Source organism: Streptomyces sp. NPDC058662, assembly GCF_042716255.1.
GTDB lineage: Bacteria > Actinomycetota > Actinomycetes > Streptomycetales > Streptomycetaceae > Streptomyces.
This window is the reverse complement of record NZ_JBHXRU010000180.1, coordinates 1-5,868: the sequence shown is the minus strand read 5'-3', so window position 1 is coordinate 5,868 and position 5,868 is coordinate 1. Positions and strand designations below refer to the sequence as shown.

The 5,868-nt window shown below is 72.8% G+C and carries 4 protein-coding genes; 3 read left to right on the top strand and 1 reads right to left on the bottom strand.

Features of this window, described 5'->3' with window-relative positions:
* Positions 1-51: 51 nt before the first annotated feature.
* A complete protein-coding gene (locus ACFWUQ_RS30935) occupies positions 52-828 on the bottom strand; it encodes a hypothetical protein (RefSeq protein WP_384544644.1) in 777 nt (258 codons plus the stop codon).
* 130 nt (positions 829-958) lie between these two features.
* On the opposite strand from ACFWUQ_RS30935, the gene cobS reads away from it, so the two are divergent.
* From cobS to ACFWUQ_RS30920, 3 genes are all read left to right on the top strand, one after another.
* Entirely contained in the window at positions 959-1,780 is an 822-nt protein-coding gene (cobS, locus tag ACFWUQ_RS30930) for an adenosylcobinamide-GDP ribazoletransferase (protein WP_384544642.1), read from the top strand.
* 29 nt (positions 1,781-1,809) lie between these two features.
* On the top strand, positions 1,810-2,535 hold the full coding sequence (locus tag ACFWUQ_RS30925) for a response regulator (protein ID WP_384544640.1): 726 nt from the start codon (positions 1,810-1,812) through the stop codon (positions 2,533-2,535).
* Between the two features lie 172 nt (positions 2,536-2,707).
* On the top strand, positions 2,708-5,842 hold the full coding sequence (locus ACFWUQ_RS30920) for an efflux RND transporter permease subunit (protein ID WP_384544638.1): 3,135 nt from the start codon (positions 2,708-2,710) through the stop codon (positions 5,840-5,842).
* Positions 5,843-5,868: the final 26 nt, after the last annotated feature.

Here is a 5,868-nt window from a genome sequence, read left to right as displayed (position 1 = left end):
CCACGAAGAGGACGGGCCCGCCCCCCGGGGGGCGGGCCCGTCCTCGTGCGGTCAGGGTCCGGGCGGCTTCTCCGCCGCCGAGGAGACCTTCTGCGGATCGGGGGTCCCGCCGATGAAGTTCTCGAACCTGCGGCGCGGCGCCGCCCAGCGGCGGTCGTGGTGGAAGGCGCGCAGTCCGGCCCGGGCGCGGGCCCGCGCCCGGTTCGCGTAGAACCGCTTCGCGTACGGGGAGTCGGGCCGCGCCAGCCGGACCGCGCCGATCAGTGCCACGAACGGCACGACCGTGCCGAAGATCGCGGTGCGCGGTTTGCCCTTCCAGAGGGCGATCAGGGCAAGGAAGAAGTTGGTGGCCGTGTTCATGATGACCAGACCGCGGCTCTGCCGCTCGTCGGCCGTCAGCTCGTTCACCCCGAAGGGCAGGAACCCGCCCAGGACCAGCGCCACCACCGCCGTCGTCAGGACCACCATCTCCACGCTCTTGCGGCCCTGCTCGCTCCAGTAGACGTCGTCGAGGTGCAGGATCAGGGCGAACTCGTCGAGCACCAGCCCCGCGCCCAGCCCGAAGACCACCGCCGAGAGCAGGGCCCCGAAACTGTGCCCGCCGCTGCCCACCGCACCGAAACCTCCGATGATCACGAGGATGACCCCCGGCACCACGTGGTGGATGTGCAGGCCGCCCGGGGTGACGTTCTTGAAGGGGCCCCGGCCGGCCCGGATCAAGCGGGTGATGACCCTGGTGACGACGAACGACAGGACCAGGGAGAGCAGCGCGAGCAGCAGGGGCAGCTTCCCGGGTTCGAGGATGTTGCGGTACCACCATTGACCCATCCCACTGCCTCCCGGCTCGGCGGCCCGGCCCGACCGGGGCCGGCCCGTGCGGACCATCCCGACCGTACCCGGCGATTAGCCGCACAAGGGGTAATTTACCGCTCGGCACGAACAGGTAGCGTTCACGCCGATGAAAGATTCGTTCGACGAACCGCCGCCGGCCCCGTCCCCCGAGAGCGCCACGCTCCCCGACGGGCTCCGCTTCGCGTTCGGCACCCTCACCGTGCTGCCCGCCCGCATCACCCGCTGGGACCGGCCCGCCGCCCGTACCGGGATGGCCTGCGCCCCCCTCGTGGGACTGGTCGTGGGCCTGCTCGCCGCGGTCCCCGGCGTGCTGCTGGCCCTCCTCGACGGGGGCCCGCTGCTCGCCGCGGTCGTCACCGTCGCCGTACCGGCGGCACTGACCCGGGGGCTCCACCTGGACGGCCTCGCCGACACGGCGGACGGCTTGGGCAGCGCCAAACCGGCCGAGGAGGCACTGCGCGTCATGAAGCGGTCCGACATCGGCCCGTTCGGTGTCGTGGCCCTCCTCCTCGTCCTGCTCACGCAGGTGGCGGCGCTCGCCGACGCCTACGCCGACAGCTGGTGCCGGGGCGCCCTCGCCGCCGTGACCGCCGCCGTCGCGGCCCGCCTCGCCATGACCCTGGCCTCCCGGGCCGGCGTACCGGCCGCCCGCCCCGGAGGGCTCGGCGCGGCCGTCGCCGGCGCGGTGCCGCCCGGGGTGGCCGCCTGCGTCGCCGCGCTCACCGTCGTCCTCGTCGCGGCGGCGGCCCTGCCCCTGGGCGCGGCGGGCGCCGCGCAGCACGCGGCGGCGGTCCTGGCCGCCCTGGCCGCGGCGGAACAGCTGCTGCGCCGCTGCGTCCGACGCTTCGACGGGGTCACCGGCGACGTCTTCGGCGCCCTCTCGGAGGCCGCCGCGACCGCCGCCCTCCTGGTACTGGCCCTCGGCTGAGGCTGGCGGCGGCCGCGTACCCTCAGCCCGTGGACCACACTCCGACGGATCCGACCGCGCCCGCGCCCATCAGGGTGCTGCTCGCCGACGACCAGGCCCTGCTGCGGAGCGCCTTCAAGGTGCTCGTCGACTCCGAGGCCGACATGGAAGTCGTCGGCGAGGCCTCCGACGGGGCGCAGGCCCTCGAACTCTCCCGCCGGCTGCGTCCGGACGTGGTGCTCATGGACATCCGGATGCCCGGCACCGACGGCCTCGCCGCCACCCGCATGATCAGCGCCGACCCGGAACTCGCCGCCGTGCGCGTGGTGATGCTGACGACCTTCGAGGTGGACGAGTACGTGGTCCAGGCCCTGCGGGCCGGAGCCTCCGGCTTCCTCGGCAAGGGAGCCGAGCCCGAGGAACTGCTCAACGCCATCCGCGTCACGGCCGCGGGCGAGGCGCTGCTGTCCCCGGCCGCCACCAAGGGGCTCATCGCCACCTTCCTGGCCCAGGGCGGCGGCGCCGGGCCGGACAGCGGGACCTCCCCGGCGGCCCACGCCGAGAAGCTCGCCGCGCTGACCGTCCGCGAGCGCGAGGTCCTCGTCCACGTCGCCGCGGGGCTGTCCAACGACGGGATCGCCGGACGGCTGGAGGTCAGCCCGCTCACCGTCAAGACCCATGTGAACCGGGCCATGGCCAAGCTGGGCGCCCGCGACCGGGCCCAACTGGTGGTCGTCGCCTACGAATCGGGGCTGGTCCGGCCGCGCTCGGAGTGAGGGCGAAGCGCTGCGGGGGGGGCAGTGCCGGAGTAGTGCAGGAGTAGTGCGGCGTACTGCGGACGCGGTATGCCGCACATAAGGACGGGACCTGGGAGCGACGCGCCCGCCCCGGGGCGTGGGACAGGGTGGGAGGGCCCTCGCGTACGCACTGCAGAGAGATCCCATACCCATGTCGTGGCTGTCCCGCTTCAGCCTGGCCCAAAGAGCCCTGGTCGGCCTCGTGTCGATCGTCGCGCTCGTCTTCGGTGCCATAGCCGTCCCGCAGCTCAAGCAGCAGCTGCTGCCGTCCATCGAACTGCCGATGGTGTCCGTGCTCGCGCCGTACCAGGGCGCCTCCCCCGACGTGGTGGAGAAGCAGGTCGTCGAGCCGATCGAGGCCATGCTCAAGGGCGTCGACGGCATCACCGGCATCACCTCCACCGCCAGTGAGGGCAACGCCCTCATCATGGCCACCTTCGACTACGGCGACAGCGGCACCAAGCAGCTCGTCGCCGACGTCCAGCAGGCCGTGAACCGGGCCCGCGTCCGGCTGCCCGCCGAGGTGGACCCGCAGGTCGTCGCCGGCTCCACCGACGACATCCCCACCGTGATCCTGGCCGCCACCTCCGGCAAGGACCAGCAGGCCCTCGCCGACCAGCTCCAGCGCTCCGTCGTCCCGGTCCTCTCGGACATCGAAGGCGTCGGCCAGGTCTCCGTCGACGGCGTCCAGGACCTCCAGGTCACCGTCACCCCGGACGAGGCGAAGCTGGCCGCGGCCGGCCTCGACGGCGCCGCCCTCGCCCAGGGCCTCCAGACGGGCGGCGCGACCGTGCCCGCCGGCTCCTTCGACGAGCAGGGCAAGAACCGCACCGTCCGCGTCGGCTCGGGCTACACCTCCCTCGCCCAGCTGGAGGAGCTGCGCCTGAGCCCCGGCCCGGGCCGGCCGGCCGTGCGCCTGGCCGACGTGGCCACCGTGAAGCAGGAGCCCGCCAGGGCCGACTCCATCACCCGTACCAACGGCAAGCCCAGCCTCGCCCTCGTCCTCACCATGGACAAGGACGGCAGCGCCGTCGCGATCTCCGACGCCGTCAAGGACAAGCTGCCCGAGCTGCGCTCCACGCTCGGCTCCGGCGCCGAGCTGACCGTCGTCAGCGACCAGGGCCCGGCCGTCGCCAAGTCCATCTCCAGCCTCACCACCGAGGGCCTGCTGGGCCTGGTCTTCGCGGTCGTCGTGATCCTGGTCTTCCTGGCCTCGCTGCGCTCGACGCTCGTCACCGCGGTCTCCATCCCGCTGTCCGTCGTCCTCGCGCTGATCGTGCTCTGGACCCGCGACCTGTCGCTCAACATGCTCACCCTGGGCGCGCTCACCATCGCCATCGGCCGGGTCGTCGACGACTCGATCGTGGTCCTGGAGAACATCAAGCGCCACCTCGGCTACGGCGAGGAGCGGGAGGCGGCGATCCTCACCGCCGTCAGGGAAGTGGCCGGCGCGGTCACCTCCTCCACCCTCACCACCGTCGCCGTCTTCCTGCCGATCGGCCTCGTCGGCGGCATGATCGGCGAGCTCTTCGGCTCCTTCTCCCTCACCGTCACCGCCGCCCTGCTGGCCTCGCTGCTCGTGTCGCTGACGGTCGTGCCGGTGCTCTCGTACTGGTTCCTGAGCGCGCCGAAGGGCGTGACGCCCGGTGACGCGGAGAGCGCCGCGAAGGCCCGCCGCGAAGCCGAGGAGAAGGAGGCGCGCAGCCGCCTCCAGCGCTTCTACGTGCGGGTCCTCGGGTTCGCCACCCGCAGGCGCCTGACCAGTGTGGCCATCGCCGTGGTCGTCCTGGTCGGCACGTTCGGCATGACCCCGCTGCTGAAGACCAACTTCTTCGACCAGGGCGAGCAGGACCTCCTGACGGTCAAGCAGGAGCTCGCCCCCGGTACCTCGCTGGCCGCCTCGGACGAGGCCAGCCGCAAGGTCGAGCAGGTGCTGGCCTCCGTCGAGGGCGTCAAGAGCTACCAGGTCACCGTCGGCTCCTCCGGCTTCCTCGCCGCCTTCGGCGGCGGTACGGGCTCCAACCAGGCCTCGTACCAGGTCTCGCTGGAGGACGCCGGCGACGCCGAGGACGTGAAGAAGCGGATCGAGGCCGGGCTGGCCGGGCTCGACGGGATCGGCGACACCCGGATCGCGGCGGGCGACGGCTTCGGCAGCCAGAACCTCAGCGTGGTCGTCAAGGCCGGTGACGGCGGGATCCTGGCCGAGGCGGCGGAACAGGTCCGGGCCGAGGTCGCCACCCTGAAGAACGTCACCGACGTCCAGAGCGACCTGTCCCAGTCGGTGCCCCGCATCTCGGTGACCGCCACTCCCAAGGCGGCCGAGGCCGGCCTGAACCAGGCCGCGCTCGGCGCGATCGTGGCGCAGGCCGTACGGGGCAACCCGGCGGGAAAGGCCGTACTGGAGAACACCGAGCGGGACATCGTCATCACGTCCGCGCGGCCGGCCACCACCCTGGCCGAGCTCCAGGCACTCCCGGTGGGCCCCCTGAAGCTCGGCGACATCGCCGAGGTCAAGGAGGTCCCCGGACCGGTCGCGATGACCCGGATCGACGGCGCCCGCGCCGCCACCGTCACCGCCAAACCGCTGGGCGACAACACGGGCGCCGTCAGCACCGAGCTCCAGACGAAGCTCAAGGCGCTGGACCTGCCCGAGGGCGCCACCGCGTCCGTCGGCGGCGTCTCCGAGGACCAGGAGGAGGCGTTCGGCTCGCTGGGCCTGGCCATGCTCGCGGCCATCGCGATCGTGTTCATGCTGCTGGTCGCCACGTTCCGCTCGCTCGTGCAGCCGCTGATCCTGCTGGTCTCCATCCCGTTCGCGGCGACCGGCGCGCTCGGCCTGCTCATCGTGACCGGCACCCCGATGGGTGTCCCGGCGATGATCGGCATGCTGATGCTGATCGGCATCGTCGTGACCAACGCGATCGTGCTGATCGACCTCGTCAACCAGTACCGGGCGCAGGGCCTGGGCGTCGTCGAGGCGGTCGTCGAGGGCGGCCGGCACCGGCTGCGCCCGATCCTGATGACCGCGCTGGCGACGATCTTCGCGCTGCTGCCCATGGCGCTGGGTGTCACCGGTGAGGGCGGCTTCATCTCGCAGCCGCTCGCCGTCGTGGTGATCGGCGGGCTGGTCAGCTCGACCCTGCTGACGCTGCTGCTGGTGCCGACCCTCTACACGATGGTGGAGCTCCGCAAGGAGCGCCGGGCGGAGAAGCGCTCGGCCCGCCGCGCCGCGGCCCGCCTGAGCGTGGTCCCGCAGAGCCGGGACGAGACGACGGCCGGCGTCTGATCCGAGCCGGCCGACCGGCTGCGACC